At 66.0% G+C, this 17,013-nt stretch carries 12 protein-coding genes; 4 read left to right on the top strand and 8 right to left on the bottom strand.

The window, feature by feature from the left end; all coding sequences use genetic code 11:
* Positions 1 to 18: 18 nt before the first annotated feature.
* Positions 19 to 444, top strand: coding sequence for a DUF883 family protein (locus F1735_RS00255; protein ID WP_229505562.1), 426 nt, complete (start codon positions 19 to 21; stop codon positions 442 to 444).
* A 165-nt stretch (positions 445 to 609) separates the two neighbouring features.
* Positions 610 to 3,024: a catalase gene (locus F1735_RS00250; protein ID WP_167235050.1), complete on the top strand. Its 2,415-nt coding sequence runs from the start codon at positions 610 to 612 to the stop codon at positions 3,022 to 3,024.
* A 146-nt stretch (positions 3,025 to 3,170) separates the two neighbouring features.
* Here F1735_RS00250 and F1735_RS36215 read toward each other — a convergent pair whose 3' ends face one another.
* From F1735_RS36215 to F1735_RS00220, 6 genes are all read right to left on the bottom strand, one after another.
* Positions 3,171 to 3,872: a PEP-CTERM sorting domain-containing protein gene (locus tag F1735_RS36215; RefSeq protein WP_229505561.1), complete on the bottom strand. Its 702-nt coding sequence runs from the start codon at positions 3,870 to 3,872 to the stop codon at positions 3,171 to 3,173.
* Positions 3,873 to 4,242: 370 nt separating this feature from the next.
* A complete protein-coding gene (locus tag F1735_RS36210; protein WP_229505560.1) occupies positions 4,243 to 4,941 on the bottom strand; it encodes a PEP-CTERM sorting domain-containing protein in 699 nt (232 codons plus the stop codon).
* 231 nt (positions 4,942 to 5,172) lie between these two features.
* The gene (locus F1735_RS00235) at positions 5,173 to 8,292 is read right to left on the bottom strand and encodes an efflux RND transporter permease subunit (protein WP_167235049.1); all 3,120 of its coding nucleotides are present in this window, start codon (positions 8,290 to 8,292) and stop codon (positions 5,173 to 5,175) included.
* Positions 8,293 to 8,301: 9 nt separating this feature from the next.
* Positions 8,302 to 9,462: an efflux RND transporter periplasmic adaptor subunit gene (locus F1735_RS00230; protein WP_229505571.1), complete on the bottom strand. Its 1,161-nt coding sequence runs from the start codon at positions 9,460 to 9,462 to the stop codon at positions 8,302 to 8,304.
* 54 nt (positions 9,463 to 9,516) lie between these two features.
* Entirely contained in the window at positions 9,517 to 10,899 is a 1,383-nt protein-coding gene (locus F1735_RS00225; protein ID WP_167235047.1) for an efflux transporter outer membrane subunit, read from the bottom strand.
* A complete protein-coding gene (locus F1735_RS00220) occupies positions 10,896 to 11,621 on the bottom strand; it encodes a CerR family C-terminal domain-containing protein (protein ID WP_167235046.1) in 726 nt (241 codons plus the stop codon). Before F1735_RS00220 ends, F1735_RS00225 begins: the two co-directional genes overlap by 4 nt.
* A 191-nt stretch (positions 11,622 to 11,812) precedes the next feature.
* Here F1735_RS00220 and F1735_RS00215 point away from each other — a divergent pair, with 191 nt between their 5' ends.
* Together F1735_RS00215 and F1735_RS00210 are read left to right on the top strand one after the other, a co-directional pair.
* The gene (locus F1735_RS00215) at positions 11,813 to 13,309 is read left to right on the top strand and encodes a DUF1800 domain-containing protein (protein WP_167235045.1); all 1,497 of its coding nucleotides are present in this window, start codon (positions 11,813 to 11,815) and stop codon (positions 13,307 to 13,309) included.
* Positions 13,310 to 13,330: 21 nt separating this feature from the next.
* A complete protein-coding gene (locus F1735_RS00210; RefSeq protein WP_167235044.1) occupies positions 13,331 to 14,581 on the top strand; it encodes a DUF1501 domain-containing protein in 1,251 nt (416 codons plus the stop codon).
* 209 nt (positions 14,582 to 14,790) lie between these two features.
* Here F1735_RS00210 and F1735_RS00205 read toward each other — a convergent pair whose 3' ends face one another.
* Both F1735_RS00205 and F1735_RS00200 read right to left on the bottom strand, forming a co-directional pair.
* Positions 14,791 to 16,149, bottom strand: coding sequence for a hybrid sensor histidine kinase/response regulator (locus F1735_RS00205; protein WP_167235043.1), 1,359 nt, complete (start codon positions 16,147 to 16,149; stop codon positions 14,791 to 14,793).
* A gap of 96 nt (positions 16,150 to 16,245) precedes the next feature.
* Positions 16,246 to 16,983 carry a 2OG-Fe dioxygenase family protein gene (locus tag F1735_RS00200; RefSeq protein WP_167235042.1) on the bottom strand — a complete coding sequence of 246 codons (738 nt, stop codon included), beginning with the start codon at positions 16,981 to 16,983 and terminating at the stop codon, positions 16,246 to 16,248.
* Positions 16,984 to 17,013: the final 30 nt, after the last annotated feature.

Here is a 17,013-nt window from a genome sequence, read left to right as displayed (position 1 = left end):
CTTTTAGAGGAATGGATCATGGACAATCAAAAATCGAACGGCGGCAACGCAAGCAATCTGGGTAACGAAGGTTCGGGCAGCAGCATGGGCAAGGATCTTGGCGCCGGCCGCAGCGAGAATAACAAGCCCAACGACAACAACAAGGGCAGCGATCTGAGCAAAAGCGCGACCGACCTGCACAACACCATCGACAAGGCCGCCGACGCCGCCCAGCCGATCGTCGATCGCATGGCTTCCAGCGCCCACGCCGGTGTCGACAAAGTCAGTGGCGCCCTGAGCGGCGTGACTGGTCGCGTCGATGAAAAAACCCGCCAGCTGACCGATGCCTACAAGAACTTCGCAGAAACCGGGCGCGACTATGTCCGCACCAGCCCGGCGACCTCGATCCTGGTAGCGCTGGGCGTCGGTTACACGCTGTCAAAACTGCTGGGCCGTCGTAACTGACCTGCGCTGTCATGCGCTGGCAGGGTCCCGGGCGGTTTGCGCCGTCCGGGCACGCTCCGTACGTCCCCACACCCTCGTTTTGATCGTTTCGCTACCTTGCCCTGGCAGGTGGTGTCGCATTCCCGCGCCGGTCTCTCGTCCCACACATTTTAGTTGAGGTATTCAATGGTCACACGTAAGAAAACGGGCTCCTCGGAAGATGGCGCCGGCTCCATTCTGAGCACCGTCTCCGGACCCTCCAACGCGCAGCCGCCCACCAGCCTGGGCAGCAGCGATCCGATCGCCGAACAGTTGCTGGCCAAGACCGTCGCCGGCCAGCAGCTGGCGGCAGCGATGCCGTTCAATCCGAACAAGCCGGCCGAGTACGGCGACGCTGCGCGCACGCCGCCGCCTGGCGCCACGGCCGAGCCATCGACCCCGCTTGCCACCGGCAGCACCGCGACCGAAACCATCGCCTCCGCCAAGCTCGGCAGCGGTGTGCCGCCAGCGGGCGTGAATCCGGCCGTCGGGCCGCTCGACCGCGTGCGCGTCGACAGCGGCGGACAAGTCCTCACTACCAACCAGGGCGTACCGATTGCCGATAACCAGCATTCGCTCAAGATCGGCCTGCGTGGCCCGACCGCGCTGGAAGACTTTATCCTGCGTGAGAAAATCACCCATTTCGACCATGAGCGCATCCCCGAGCGCGTGGTACATGCCCGTGGCTCGGCTGCGCACGGCTATTTCGAGAGCTACCAGGACCTGAGCGCGGTAACGCGCGCCTCGCTGTTTGCCCAGCCCGGCAAGCGCACTCCCGTGTTCACCAGGTTTTCGACCGTCGCCGGCGAAAGAGGTTCCTCCGACACCGTGCGCGATGTGCGCGGTTTCGCCGTCAAGTTCTATACGGACGAAGGCAACTGGGATCTGGTCGGCAACAACATGCCTGTCTTCTTTATCCAGGACGCCATGAAGTTCCCCGACCTGGTGCATTCGGTTAAGCCCGAGCCGCACCATGCGATGCCGCAAGCATCGAGCGCCCACGATACCTTCTGGGACTTTGTCTCCCTGATGCCGGAATCGACCCACATGCTGCTGTGGCAAATGTCGGACCGCGCCATTCCGCGCAGCTACCGCACCATGCAGGGTTTCGGCGTACACACCTTCCGCCTGGTCAATGCGGCCGGCGCGTCGGTGTTCTGCAAATTCCACTGGACCCCGCTGCAGGGCACGCACTCGCTGGTGTGGGACGAGGCCGCCAAGCTGGTCGGCGCCGATCCCGACTATCATCGGCGCGACCTGTGGGAAGCTATCGACAGCGGCAATTTTCCCGAGTGGGAGCTGGCGCTGCAGATCTTCACCGAAGAGCAAGCCGAATCGTTCGCCTTCGACGTGCTCGACCCGACCAAGCTCGTGCCCGAAGAATTGGTGCCACTCACGCCAGTGGGCAAGATGGTGCTCAACCGTAATCCGGACAACTTCTTCGCCGAAACGGAACAGGTGGCCTTCTGTACCGCCCACATCGTTCCCGGCATCGATTTCAGTAACGATCCGCTGCTGCAAGGCCGTATCCATTCCTACCTCGATACCCAGATCAGCCGCCTCGGTGGTGCCAATTTCCACGAAATCCCGGTCAACGCGCCGCTCGCGCCGGTACACAATAACCAGCGCGACGGCATGCACCGCCAGGCGATCCACCGTGGCCGCGTCAATTACGAGCCGAACTCGCTGGCCGGCGGTTGCCCCTTCCAGGCAGGTATGAAAACCGGCTTCACCAGCTTTCCGCAGACCATTTCGGAAGACAAGGTACGCGGCAATCCGGAGCTGTTCGCCGACCACTATTCGCAGGCGCGCCTGTTCTTTAACAGCCAGAGCCCGGTCGAACAGGCCCACATTGCCGCCGCCTTCCGCTTCGAGCTGACGCGCGTGCAGACCCCGGCCGTGCGCGAGCGCGTGCTGGCCACCCTGGCCAATGTGAATCCGGTCCTGGCCGGTTCCGTTGCCGGCGGCCTGGGCATGGAAGTGCCGCCACCGCTGCCGCTGGCAACCGACCGTCCGATGCATGAGTACGAACCGTCGCCGGCCCTGTCCTTGCTCAGCCGTCCGGGCGAAACCGGGATCCGCACGCGCAAGGTCGCGCTGCTGGTGGCCAACGGCGTCGACGGCGCCATGGTGCGCGCCATCTACAGCTCGCTGCTGGAAGATGGCGCCGTGCCGCGCGTGGTGGCCAGCCAGCTGGGCAAGGTCAAGACCAGCGACGGCGCCTCGCTGGACGTGGAAATCACGCTCGAAGCCGGTCCCTCGGTGCTGTACGACGCGGTGGTCGTGCCCGATGGCGATGCGGTCGCCATTCTCAGCCGCGACGCCCATGCGCTCGACTTCGTGCGTGAGCAGTATCGTCATTGCAAGCCGATCCTGGTGGTCGGGGCCGGGGCCGCGCTGCTGAAACACGCGGGCGTGCCGCCGGCCCTGCCGGACGGTTCGGCCGACCCGGCGCTGATCGGCACCGAAAGCGGGGCCCTGACCCCGGCCTTGACAGCGTTCAAGAAGGCGCTGGCCGGTCACCGTTCTTTCGCGCGCGAAACTGATCCACCGAGAGTGTAAGCACGGCGTGTATCGCACGGCGTGTATCGCACGGCGTGTAACGCACGGCGTGTAACGCACGGCGTGTAGCGCGGCGTGGAATGCACAAGCGAAAAAAAACGCCAGCGATGCTGGCGTTTTTTTTCGGCTGAAGAACGGCGTGCGGATCAGCAGCGAAAGGTGTCGTGCTCGCCCTTGCGGCGCCGCGACATGAAGCCGATCAAGCCCAGGCCGGCCAGCAGCATGGCATAGCTTTCCGGTTCCGGCACTGGTGTGGTCGGCACCTGGAAGGCGGTTTTGCCGAGGTCGCGTGCAAAAATCGTCAGGCTCGAGTAATCGGACAGCTTGCCGCCCGGGTTGAGCGCGTTCAGGGTCCAGCTGCCGCTGGTTTTGGAACCGGCGCCGAGGACTTCGTCATCGAACAACCAGGCCGAGCTGCCGCCGCCGGTGTGCATCGCAAACACCAGGTCGAGCTTGACGTTGTTTTTCAAGTCGTTGTTGGCCACAGTCCACGAACCATGGCGACCGTCGGTCTTGTCGAAGGTGAAGGTGAGGCTGGTGCCCAGTTTGCTGGTCGAGATGGCCACGCCGTTGTCGGCTTTGCTGCCGAAGGCGGCGATCGAGGTCCAGCCCTGCTTCGAGCCGTACAGCGCAAAGTCGCTGGCGAAACCGCTGCTGTTGCCGTTGCTGCCTTGCTGGGGATTGACGCTGCCGGCATAGTCGACCGCGTCGGCGCTCATGCCGTTGAGGCTGACATCGCTCTTGCTCGTCTTGCCGGCGCTGCCATTGGCGGCGTGCGCACCGGTGGCGAACACGATGGTCGTCAAGAGCGCCGCGCTGATGCTAATCGTTTTGGCAATGTTTTTCATGTCGTTTCCAATGTTTAAGGAAGTGATCGAGAAAGCATTGCGGGGTTTAGGCAGCGCTTGATGCAAATGCGGAAGTACAGGAAGTAATAGTACCCCATGTATTGATGAGATTCAATTGAGAAAATTATATATGTGCAATCTGAGTAGCCTATATGCAACTATTGCGCCTTAATACATTTCTCCTATGAAATATCATCAGGTCGGGAAAATCATTGGACCGGGCTCAACGGGGGGGGGGCTGCGCGCGCCGCAAGGGCTCAGTCGCGGCAGGTCATCCATGCCCCCGGGATGGCGTGCGTAACGTTGCTGCAATCCAACAAAAACGCCAGCACGAGGCTGGCGTTGATCGAGGTGCGCGAAGGCGCGCTGATCAGCTGAACAGCGGCTGTGCGACCTTGCGCCGGCGCGACATGAAGCCGACCAGGCCCAGGCCGGCGAGCAGCATGGCATAGGTTTCCGGTTCCGGCACCGGGGTGCTCGGTACCTCGAAGGCGGTCTTGCTGACGTCGCGCGCGAAAATGGTCAGGTTCTCGTAGCCGGCCTTGTTGCCGAACAGGGCCAGGCCGTTGAAGGTCCAGCTGCCGTTGCTGGTCGAGGCCGCGCCGATGGTTTCATTGTCGAACAAGAAGGCCGAGCTGCCCATGCCGCCGTACATGGCGAACACCAGGTCCAGCTTGACGTTGTTCTTCGCATCGTTGTTGGCGACGGTCCACGCGCCGTGGCGGCTGTCGGACTTGTCGAAGGTGAAGGTCAGGTTGGCGCCCAGCTTGCCGCTCGTGATGGCCACGCCATTGTCGGCGCTGCTGCCGAAGGCGGCGATCGAGGTCCAGCCCTGCTTCGAGCCGTACAGCGCGAAGTCGCTGGCAAAGCCGCCGCTGCCGCCCTTGGTGACGAAAAAGCCCTGGGGATTGACCAGCACAGCGTAGTCGACCGCGTCGGCGGCGGCGCCGTTGAGCGTGACGTCGCTTTTAGCGGTCGTGCCGTTCCAGGTCGCCTGCGCGCTCGAGGCGAACAGCAGGGAGGTGCACAGTGCCGCACCCACGGTAATGTTTTTAGCAATGTTTTTCATGTCGTTTCCGATGACGGGGAGGGAAGGAAGAAAGCATTGCGGGGATGAGGCAAGGCTTGCTGCAAAATGCAGGAACGGCGCACATCATAGCGCATTGATTGCTGTTTTTCAAGCAATAAAGTTATATTGATGCAATTTAGCTGATAAAAAACACAATGCCAATGTCGGCCCGTCCTTGCATGAAGAAAAACGCCAGCGCTAGGCTGGCGTCGCGATGATGGCCTTCCCGTCCTATGCCGGCAAGTCGGCCGCCGGCTTGCGGGCGGATGTACCCTTGTCCCGGCGCAGATACCGCACGCCGCGCTTGAGCAAGTGTTCCAGGTCATCGATGTAGGTGAACACGGCCGGCACCACCAGCAAACTGAGCAGGGTGGAAGTGATCAGGCCGCCGATCACGGCAATCGCCATCGGCGAACGGAAGCTCGGGTCGGCGCCCCAGCCCAGCGCCAGCGGCATCATGCCGGCGCCCATGGCGATGGTGGTCATGATGATCGGGCGGCTGCGCTTGTGGCAGGCGTCGACCAGCGCATCGAAGCGGCTCATGCCCGCCTGGCGCGCCAGGATCGCATAATCGACCAGCAGGATCGAGTTCTTGGTCACGATCCCCATCAGCATGATCAGGCCGATCATGGACGGCATCGAGAGCGCCTTCCCGGTCAGCAGCAGCGCCACGAAAGCGCCGCCGATCGACAGCGGCAGCGCCGCCAGGATGGTCACCGGCTGCATGAAGTCCTTGAACAGCAGCACCAGCACGCCGTAGATGCACAGCACCCCGATCAGCATCGCCACGCCGAAGCTGGCGAACAGCGCCTGCATCTCCTGGGCGTCGCCCAGTTCCGCGATCTTGACCGACGCCGGCAGGTTTTTCATCGAGGGCAGGGCGCGCGCTTCGTCATTGACCTCACCCAGCGAGCGGCCCGACAGCTCCACTTCGAGCGTCACATTGCGGCTGCGATTGAGGCGGTCGATCTGCGCCGGTCCGCTTTCCATCGTGATCGACGCCACGTTGTCGAGCATGACCGGGCCGTTCTTGCCCGGCACCGTCAGCCGTCCCAGCGCCGACAGGTCGGCCCGCACCGCGTCCGGCAGCTTGACCCGGATCGGCACCTGGCGCTCGCTCAGGTTCATCTTGGTCAGCGCCGTGTCGTAGTCGCCGGCGGTGGCCACGCGCACCGTCTCGCCGATGGACGCGGCGGTCACGCCCATGTCGGCCGCCCTGGCGAAGTCGGGGCGCACGATGATTTCCGGGCGCACCAGCGAGGCGCTCGAACTGACGTTGCCGATGCCCTTGAGCGTACGCAGTTCGCGTTCCACCGCCTGCGCCGCGCCGGTCAGCGCCAGCGGATCTTCGCTGCGCAGCACCAGCTGCATCTTGACGCCGGTATCGGCCGGGCCCACGTTGAACCTGGCGCCGGGAATCTGATCGAGCCTGGCGCGGATCTGGCGTTCCAGCTGGTCCATCGATTCCTTGCGGTCGTTGCGGTGCAGCGTGGTCAGGGTCAGCACCGCGCGCCGCGCTTCGGCCGAGGCGCCGGGCGCGAACGCGTCGCCGCTCGAGCCGCCGCCGATCGAACTGAAGACGCCCTTGATGCCCGCCACTTCCATCGCCGCCAGGCGCGCCCGCTCGGCCACCGCGCGCGTTTCGGCCAGGGTGGAGCCGGGCGGCAGTTCGACGTTGATCATGGTCTGGGCGCGGTCGGCCGCCGGCACGAAGCCGGTCGGCAGCAGCGGCACCAGCGCGATCGAACCAACAAAAAACAGGGCCGAGGCGATCCCGGTCACCAGGCGGTGCTTCAGGCACCATTTCATGGCCGCCATGTAGCGCTGCATGATCCAGCCGTCCTTTTCCTCCCCGTGCGGCAGGTCCTTGAGGATGTAGGCCGCCATCATCGGGGTAAGCAGGCGCGCCACCACCAGCGAGGCCAGGATCGCCAGCACCGCGGTCCAGCCGAACTGCTTGAAGAACAGGCCCGGCACGCCGCCCATGAAGGCGGTCGGCAGGAACACCGCCACCAGCGCGAAGGTGGTGGCGATGACCGCCATGCCGATTTCGTCGGCCGCTTCCATGGCCGCCTGCATCGGGGTCTTGCCCATGCGCAGATGGCGCGAAATGTTCTCGATCTCGACGATCGCATCGTCCACCAGCACCCCGACCACCAGCGCCAGCGACAGCAGGGTCACGGTGTTGAGCGTGTAGCCGAACAAATATTGGCCAAGGAAGGCGGGAATCACCGACAGCGGCAGCGCGGCGGCCGCCACCAGGGTGGCGCGCCAGTCGCGCAGGAACCACCACACCACCAGCACCGCCAGGATCGCGCCTTCGTACAGCAGTTCCATCGAGCCGTCGAAATTTTCTTCCACCGGCTGGGCGTTGTCGATTACTTCTTTCAATGCCACGTTGGCGTGTGCCGCCTGCAGTTCGGCCACGGCCGCGCGGGTGCCCTCGGCCACCTTGGTTTCGCTGGCGCCCTTGGTGCGGAAAATCTCGAAGCCGACCACGCGCTTGCCATCCTGCTCGGCCACCGCACGCGGCTCGGCCACCGTATCGCTCACGCTGGCGATCTGGTCGAGGCGCACGCGCCGTCCGTCCGGCAGGGGAATATCCATCGCCGCCAGCTGGTCCGCCGTCTGCACGGTGGCGATGGTGCGCACCGACTGCTCGGCGCCCGACACGTCACCGCGTCCGCCCGGCGCCTCGCGCTGCACGTTGCGCAACTGGCGCGACACGTCCACCGCCGCCACCTGCAGCGCCGCCATGCGGGCATCGTCGAGTTCCACGCGGATCTCGCGTGTGACGCCGCCCACGCGCTTGACCGAACCGACGCCCGGCACGTTCAAGAGGCGCTTGGCCACCGTGTTGTCGACGAACCAGCTCAGTTCCTGGTCGTCCAGCGGCACGCCGCCCTTGCCCGGCGCGGCGGCCGCGGTGTAGGTCAGGATCACGCGTCCGGCCGTGGATATCTTGGTCACGGTCGGATCGCGCATTTCGGCGGGCAGGTCGGCCTTGACCCGCGCCACCGCGTCGCGCACATCGTTCACGGCTTCCGAGATATTCTTCTCGAGGATAAATTCGACCGTGACCGTGGCCACGCCATCGAGCACCCGGGTGGAGATGTTCTTCACGCCTTGCAAGGTGGCGATCGAATCCTCGATCTTGCGCGCCACTTCCGTTTCCAGCTGCGCCGGCGCGGCGCCGTCGAGCGTGGCGGTGACGAGCACGATCGGCAGTTCGATGTCCGGAAAGTCCTGCACCGCGTTGGCCTTGTAGGCCAGCAGCCCGGCCAGGGTCAGCAACGCGAACAGCATGATCGCCGGGATCGGGTTCTTGATCGATAATGATGAAAAATTCATGGCGTTTCCTTATTTGGCGGCGCTTGCGGGCGCCTTCGCCGGCGCGGCCGCGGGCGCAGCGACATTGCGTACCAGGTCGCCCTCGTTCAAAAAGCCCGCGCCGCTGACCACGACCACCGAATCGGCGGTCAAGCCACGGGTCACCTCGATGCGCTCGCCCAGGCGCCGTCCGGCCTGCACCTTGAGCTGGCTGACGCGCCCGTCCTGGTTCAGGCGGAACACGTAGCTGAAGCCATCGCGCACCACCACCGACTGCTGCGGCACGGTCATGGCGTCCGAGGTGCCCAGTTCGAACTGGCCGCTGGCGAACATGCCGGCCTTGAAGGGCGCGTTGGCGCCTGCACTCTGCGGCAGGTCGACATACACCAGCGCGGAGCGGGTCTGCGGATCGATGGTCGGCGCGATCATGCGCACCTTGCCGGTCAGTTCACTGCCGTTGGCCGCCTTGATCACGGCGCTGGTGCCGGGCTTGATGCGCGCCAGTTCGGCCGCCGTGACTTCGGCGCGCCACTCGAGGCGCCCCTGGCGGATCATGCGGAACAGTTCCGTGCCCACGCCCACCACCGAACCGACGGTGGCGGTGCGCGCCGAAATCACGCCATCGTCGGGCGCCACCACCTGCGTGTATTTCAGGCGCAGCTGCTGCGACGACAGCGCCGCCTTGGCCGAGGCGATGCGCGCCCTGGCGGTCTGCTCGGCCGTCTTGTACTGGCTGATCTGCTGGGCCGACAGCGCGCCTGAATTTTCCAGGGTGCGGGCGCGCGCCGCGTTGGCCACCGCTTCGGCGGCATTCGCCTCGGCTTCCAGCAAACCGGCGCGCGCCTGCGCCACATCGGCGTTGACGCTGTCGGCCGAGAACACGGCCAGCACCTGGCCTTTTTTGACAAGGTCGCCGACGTTGACCTTCACGGCGGTCAGGCGCAGCCCGCCCGATTCGCTGCCGATCACCGCTTCCTGCCAGGCGGCCACGTTGCCGTTGGCGCCCAGCTTGATGGCCAGGCTGGCCGGCGACGGCCGGGTGGTGGTGACGGTGAGCGCGGGCTTGGGCGCGGCGTCTTTCTTGTCGTCGGCTGCCACCGAATCGGGCGAGACGGCCATCAGGCCGCCCGTGGCCAGCACCAGGGCGCCGATCACCAGCGCGGCGGCCGGTTTGAGCTTGAGGTTCTTCAGAGTGTAGTGTGTGGAGTTTGTCATGGTGTTCTATCCGTAGTCGTGTCGGGGCGGTCAGTTCGGGGTGGCGGTCCAGCCGCCGCCGGCGGCGCGGTACAAGGCCACCGACGCGGCGCTGCGCTCGCGCTGCAAGGTGACGACCGCATTTTCGGCGGCCAGCCGCGTGCGGCGCGCGTCTTCCAGTTCGAGCAGGCTGCCCAGTCCATTCTTGTAGCGGTCTTCGGCGGCGCGAAAGGCTGCGCGGTAGCCGTCCAGCGACACTTGCGCATCAACGCTGCGCTCGGCCGCGCTGTCCAGGTGTACCAGCGCCTGTTCGACCTCGCTCACGGCGCGGCGCGCGCTGGCGCGGTACGACACCACGGCCGCGTCGTAGCGCGCCCTGGCCGCGTCCACATTGGCGCTGCGCCGTCCGCCATCGAAGATCGGCAGGGTCAACGCCAGCGGGCCGATGCTCCAGGTGTCGAACTGGTTGTTCTCGCCGCCGCTGCGAAAATTCGCACGGCCGATGGAGCCTTGCAGCGACAGGCGCGGGTAGCGCTGCGCCTGCGCGCTGCCGACCTCGAAGCTGGCGGCGGCCACTTCACGTTCGGCGCTAAACACGTCGGGCCGCTGGGCCAGCACCTGGGCCGGCAAGGCCGCAATCGCAGGCGCCGGCGGCGCCACCGGCGTCGTGGCCAGCAGGCGCGCGCGCAGGTCCGGTTCGTCGATTGCCGTCAACGCCACCAAGGTCTTGATATCGATGTCGCACAAGGCGCGCTGCAAGGTGGCGCGGCTCTTGCCCTCGGCCGCGCTGGCGCGCGCCAGGGCCGCCGTGGCGGGGGCCTGGAAGCCGGCCTCGGCCGACAGGCCGGTCAGGCGCGCCGTGTCTTCGCGCGAGGCAGCGTCGAGACGCGCCACCGCCAGCAACTGCCCGCACGAGCGCAGGCTGTAATACTGGTTCGCCACTTCGGCCGCCACCGCCACGCGCGCATCGTGCCAGCTGGCGCGCGCGCCCGCCAGGCGTTCCTCGGTGGCGTTGTGGGTGGCGCGCAGGCCGCCGAACAGGTCGATCTCCCAGGCGCTTTGCAGGCCCCCGTGGCCGGTGGTGCCGCCGGGCTGGGCGCCTTGCTGGTTGACGCGGCTCGCACTCATGCTCGCGTCCAGCGTCGGCGCCAGCGCGGCGCCGGCGGCGACGCGCTCGGCGCGCGACTGTACGATGCGCGCGCGCGCCGTGGCCACGTTCGGGCTGGCCGTCTGCGCCGCCTCCACCAGTTGCGCCAGCAGCGGGTCGCCCTGCTCGCGCCACCACAGCGACAGGTCGCTCAGGCTGCCGTTGTGCGGCAAGGGCGCCTGCCATTGGGGCGGGATGGGCGCCTCGGTCTTGCCTGGCGGCGCCAGCGTACACCCTCCCAGCGCCAGCGGCAGCAGGGCCGCACTCAGTACATGGACGATCTTCATGCTTTCTTCTTTCGTGGCTTGGTAATAGGTTGTGCGGGTTGTGCGGCGCCGGCCTTGCGGCGCGCCAGTTCGGCGTTGACCATCGCTTCGCCGTAGTCGACCAGGCGCGCCATCCAGGCATCGATGGCGGCGTCGCTTTCGAGCAGGTGCGGGTTGATGCGGTCGATCACGTCGCGCGTGACCATCAGCTGCACCGCCAGGCCGACCACCGAGAAGCCCAGGCGCAGCAGGTCGTCGTCCGGCGTGGCCAGGCCCAGGTGACGGCCCAGCACCATCACCAGCGCCGCGTGGGCCGGCTTGATGCCGTTGTCGATTTCCTCGGCCCAGACGCCGGTCGGCTCGAGCATCTCGCGAAACCACAGCCGCATCGACAGGCGCGCCCTGTCGCCGCGTTTCAGGTCGGCCATCAGGATGCCGTAGAAGCCTTCGAGCGTCTCGCGCAGGGTGGCGTCGGAGGCGGTGAACGCCTCCAGGTTGGCCTCGCAGCCGGGCGAGGGTTCGGTGAAGGCGGCGCGGTACAGGCCGGCCTTGTCGCCGAAGTAGTAGCTGATCGACGCGATGTTGGTGCCGGCGGCCAGCGCGATCTCGCGGGTGGAGGTTTTGGCGAAACCCTGCTCGGCGAACAGGCGGGTCGCCGCCAGCAGCAGCCGCTCGCGCGACTGTGCGCCGTCCGAGCGCGTGCGGCGCGCATCGTCGGCCAGTAAAGTCGGTGTTTTTTCCATTCTGCGATTTAATCACGAAAATCAAACGATTGATATAACTAAAGCGTTCGTTTTAACTAAGCCGGAAAATCTTTACATTTGGCTTACATTGTGGCCCATCTTGTGTCCAAATGAACGGGAACTTTTTGCCGGTTCCGGCGCAATACCTGTAAGGCGGGGATGTTCCTTGCCACTTTTCGATCGGCTTGCCCATGAAACGCTATGTACTCGCCCTGTTCGCCGCCGCCGCGCTGGCCGGCGCGCGCGCCGCGCCGCTGCCGCCCGGCCAGGAAGCCGCCCATGTACTGAACCGTATCGCCTTCGGCCCCGCGCCGGGCGACCTGGAACGCGTGGGCCGCACTGGCGTGCGCGCCTATATCGACAGCCAGCTCGCGCCGGAATCGATCGCCTTGCCGGCCGCCCTGAGCGCGCGCCTGGCCGGCCTGGAAACGCCGAACCGCAGCGCCGGCAAGACCCTGGCCGAATTTGAAGAAGCGCGCCGCAACGCGCGCGACGAAACGCCGGCCGCCCAGGAGCTGCGCCGCGCGCGCGTGGCCCGCATCGCGCGCGAAACGGCCGAGGCGCGCCTGCTGCGCGCGCTCCAGAGCCCGCGCCAGCTCGAAGAAGTGATGGTCGACTTCTGGTTCAACCACTTCAACGTGGCCGCCTCCAAGGGCAATGTGCAGGCGCTGGTCGCCAGCTACGAGCGCGATGCGATCCGGCCCTACGTGTTCGGCTCTTTCCGCCAGCTGCTGGGCACCACCGCGAAGCACCCGGCCATGCTGTACTACCTCGACAACTACCTGTCCGCCGGCCCCGCGCCGGCCAAAGCCAAGGGCCGCGCGCGCGGCCTGAACGAAAACTACGCGCGCGAACTGATGGAACTGCACACGCTCGGCGTCGACGGCGGCTACAGCCAGCGCGACGTGACCGAACTGGCGCGCATGCTGACCGGCTGGACCTACGACCAGCGCGCCCTGATCGGCGAAGACCAGCTGTTCCGCTTCGATCCGAAGCGCCACGACCAGGGCGCCAAGACCTGGCTGGGACGCGCGGTGCCGGCCGCCGGCCAGCAGGAAGGCGAGATGGCGCTCGACGTGCTGGCCATGCATCCGGCCACGGCGCGCCACCTGAGCTACAAGCTGGCCCAGTATTTTGTGCGCGACGATCCGCCGGCGGCGCTGGTCGAGCGGCTGGCGAGAACCTGGCAAGCCAATGGCGGCGACATCCGCGGCGTGCTGCGGGTGCTGTTCGCCAGCGACGAATTCATGGCGCAGGACGCCATCGGCGCCAAGTTCAAGACCCCGTACCAGTATGTGGTGTCGGCGGCGCGCGCCAGCGCCACGCCGCCGGGCGACATCGGCCCGCTGCTCGGCGCCCTGAACCAGCTCGGCATGCCGCTGTACGGCTGCCAGACGCCGGATGGCTACAAGAATACCGAGGCGGCCTGGATGAATCCGCACGCGCTGACCCGGCGCATCGTGTTCGCGACGGCGCTCGGCGCGGGGCGGCTGGCGCTGGCCAAAGGCGCGCCCGTGGTGGCGCTGGCCGATGCCAGTTCGGTCACGCCGGCCCCGCTCGATCCGCTGCAGCTGGCGTCGACCCTGGGCGCGTCGGTGTCGCCGCGCACCCAGGAGCTGGTGGCGGCGTCGCCGGTCGCCCTGCGCGCGGCGATGCTGCTCGGCGGCCCCGATTTCATGCAGCGCTAACAGCGCAAACAGGAGAACCACATGCAACGCAGAGACTTTTTATCCTCGCTGGCGGCCGGCGCCAGCCTGCTGGTGCCGGTCGGGCGCAGCGCCTGGGCCGCCAGCGGGGGCAGCGACACCGGCGCCACCGGCGCCACGCGCCAGAAACTGATCGTCGTGATGCTGCGCGGCGCCGTCGATGGCCTGAACGTGGTCGCGCCCGTGGGCGACGCCAACTACCGGCGCCTGCGCCCGACCATCGGGCTGGAACTGCCGGGGCTTGACGGCGGCGCGCTCGACCTGGACGGCTACTTCGGCCTGCATCCGGCGCTGGCGCCCTTGATGCCGCTGTGGCGGCAAAAGCAGCTCGCGTTCGTGCATGCCAGCGGCTCGCCCGACGAGAGCCGTTCGCACTTCGACGCGCAGATCTATATGGAGACGGCCACGCCGGGCCGCAAAAGCACGCCGGATGGCTGGATGAACCGGCTGGTGACGGCGCTGCCGGGCGACTCCGCGGCCAGCCGCGCCATCAGTATCGGCCCGCTGATGCCACGCATCCTGAGCGGGCCGGCGGCGGCCATCAACCTGCCCAACGGCGCCGGGGCCACGCGCGCCGATGTACTCGACCGCCCGGCGGTGGGCGCCGCGTTCGACCAGTTGTATGCGTCGCACGCGCGCTTCGGGCGCGCCTACAGCGAGGGCAGGGTGGCGCACAAGGAGGTGATGCAGGCGGCGATGAGCCAGGAAATGCAGGCAGCCGACAACGGCGCGCCGCTGCCGAATGGTTTTCCGGACGATGCGGCGCGGCTGGCGGGCCTGATGCGCAGCGATGCGCGCATGCAGCTGGCGTTTATCGCGCTGGGCGGATGGGACACGCATGCCAACCAGGGCGCGGCGAGCGGACAACTGGCCAACCGGCTGGCGCCCGTGGGACTGGGACTGGCGACCCTGGCCCAGCGCCTCGGTCCCATGTTCGAGCATACGACCATCATCGTGATGTCGGAATTTGGCCGCACCGCGCGCCAGAACGGCAACGCCGGCACCGATCATGGTCATGGCAACGCCATGTGGCTGCTGGGCGGGCGCGTGGCCGGCGGCAAGGTGTATGGCGACTGGCAGGGCGTGGGCGACGACGCGCTCAACGAAGGACGCGACCTGCCGGTGAATACCGATTTTCGCTCGGTGCTGGCGCAGGTGGCCGAAAAACACCTGCGTTTGGCGGATGGGCAGCTGGCCAGCTTGTTTCCGGACATGCCACGCAAAGCACTCGGGTTTCAATTATTGCAAGTATAGGGTGAAATATTTGTATCTGTAGCGCAACACCGTAAAACTACCGTATTGCAGCGCACCATCAATGAGAATATAGTGGACTTGTCTCCTCCAGTTTTCTCAGAAGATTGGATTGCCGCCCGCACCGTCAAGGTCGCGGGCGTTTTTTTGTCACCTCATTCGAGGGGGCGACGGTCTTGAGCTCAATGCTGGAATTGTCGCTAGCGCGGCGTTCAGCGTTTTTCGCGCAAAGCGAGGATGAAGGTGCTGCCGCTGCCATAGGCGCTGGTGAAATACAGGCTCCCGCCGAGCAGATTGGCCAGGTTCTGGCACAGATAGAGCCCCAGTCCCGCCCCCTCGGCATGCCGGGTGGAGGTCGAATCGAGCTGCGAAAACGCCTGGAACAGCTTCGACTGGTCTTCCGGCTTGATGCCGGCCCCGCTGTCGGTCACGCTCAATTCGGTGAGCAACTGGCTGGCCTCGAGCCGCTGCGACAAGGCCACCCTCACCGATCCCTGGTCCGTAAACTTGATCGCGTTATTGACCAGATTGATCATAATCTGGGTCAGCGCGCGCCGGTCCGAATCGATCACGATCGCTTCAGGCGGCAGCTCCAGCGACAGCGACAAGCCCTTTTGCGCGGCCAGCGGGCGCAGGGTGTCGACCGTATGGTTGATCAGGTCCTGGCACTGCACGCGCTCGAGCGCCAGGGTCACCTTGCCGGCCTCGATCTTGGCCACATCCAGGATGTCGTTGATGAGCGATAGCAAATGGCGCGCGCTCGAACGGATGGTGTTGAGCTGCTTGTCCTGGTCCGGCGTGAGCGGGCCGGGCAGCTTCATCAGCAGCGCCCCGGTAAAGCCGATGATGGCGTTGAGCGGCGTGCGCAACTCGTGCGACATGTTGGCGATAAAGGCCGACTTCATGCGGCTCGCCTCGGCCAGTTCCAGGTTTTTGTGCGCGATTTCGCGGTTGATGGTTTCCAGTTCGGCCGCGTGGTGCGCCAGGCGCATATTGAGTTCGATCACCTGGCGCTCGCGCGCCTGCAATTCGCTGTTGACCTGCACCGCCTGTTCGTAGGTCGAAATGAGCAAGTCCAGGATCTGCTGGCGCCCGGCGTTGATGAAGTGCTTCTGGTTGCCGAGATAAAGCGCAATGCCCGCTTCCACCTCCACCGGGGGACCTTCGCGCAGGCGCAGGTTGAGCAGCATGTGGCTGATCCTGCCGAGCAGGTACTCCTCGGCGTACGGCTTGCGCACGAAATTATCGGCGCCGCACTCGATGCCGCGGATGATGTCTTTGGGGTCGTTCAGCGCCGTCACCAGAATGACCGGAATGTCGCGCAGGGCCGGGTCGGACTTGATCGTGCGGCAAAGTTCGTAGCCGTCCATCTCGGGCATGATGATGTCCGACAGGACCAGGTCGGGTTTTTGTTCGCGGATCAGGGCAAGGGCCAGCTGGCCGTTCAGCGCCACGCGCACCCGGTACGACTTGGACTGGATCAGCCGCCGCAGCCGCTCGGCCTGGGTCGGGCTGTCCTCGACGATCAGTATCTCGAATTCTTCTGGCTGGATTTGGTACGTCGAGTCCACGACATGGCTCCTTGCACGACGGCTGCGTTGCACACGACTATATCGGATTTGTCGCGCCACATGGTAAATTTACAGATACCATAATGTCACTGTTTTTTACTCCGTGTCGCCCTGGAAGGCTCCCGTGCGCCAGGTCAGCACCAGGGTATCGCGGTGGCCATTCTCGCCATCGGGCTGGATCGGGGTCGATTCGTGGATGACGGTGGCGTCGTCGAGCAGGATCAGGGTCCAGGGCTCGAGCATGGTGAAGCGTTTGCCGTCCGGGCCGGCGGCGTCGAAAATGCGCGTCTCGCCCCCCTTGACATGGCTGCGCCCGACCAGCAGCACGGCCACAAAATCGACGCCGTCGCGGTGCGCGCCTTCCGGCGTGGGACGGCCGATGCCTTCGAGCGTATCGATGCGGAACTGGTGCGCTTCCACGTACCAGGGCTGCGCCGCCCGCACGCGCGAACAGGCCTCGCCCAGGGCGCGCAGCAGCTTGCCCCATGCCGGCAGCGCCACCGTGCTTGGCTCGACCGGTTCGAACAGGCGGTGCATGCCGCCGTGCAGGGCGTTGTATTCGATCGGCTGCCAGTGCGCGCGGTGCGCGGTCTGGGTCAAGGTGGCGCCGTCCTGGATGAAGCAGGAGTGGCGCCGGCGCCGGTAATGGCCGCCGTCCTTGAGGTAGTTGTCGGGCGCGAGCTGGTCCCAGCTGGCGGCCAGCGTGTTGAGGTCAGCCAGGCTGCAGCCGGCCAGCGAAGCCACATCGGCGGGACGCAGCAGGGCGTAGCCGCTGGTGCGCAGCGCATCGGTGAGTTGGGCGATATCGTTAAAGGGCGGTGCGTGTGTTGTCATCCCGATAGCGTAGCATTTTTCGGCGCCGGC

Source organism: Massilia genomosp. 1, assembly GCF_011682185.1.
GTDB lineage: Bacteria > Pseudomonadota > Gammaproteobacteria > Burkholderiales > Burkholderiaceae_D > Telluria_A > Telluria_A rubra.
This window is presented reverse-complemented; position numbering and strand designations above follow the sequence as displayed.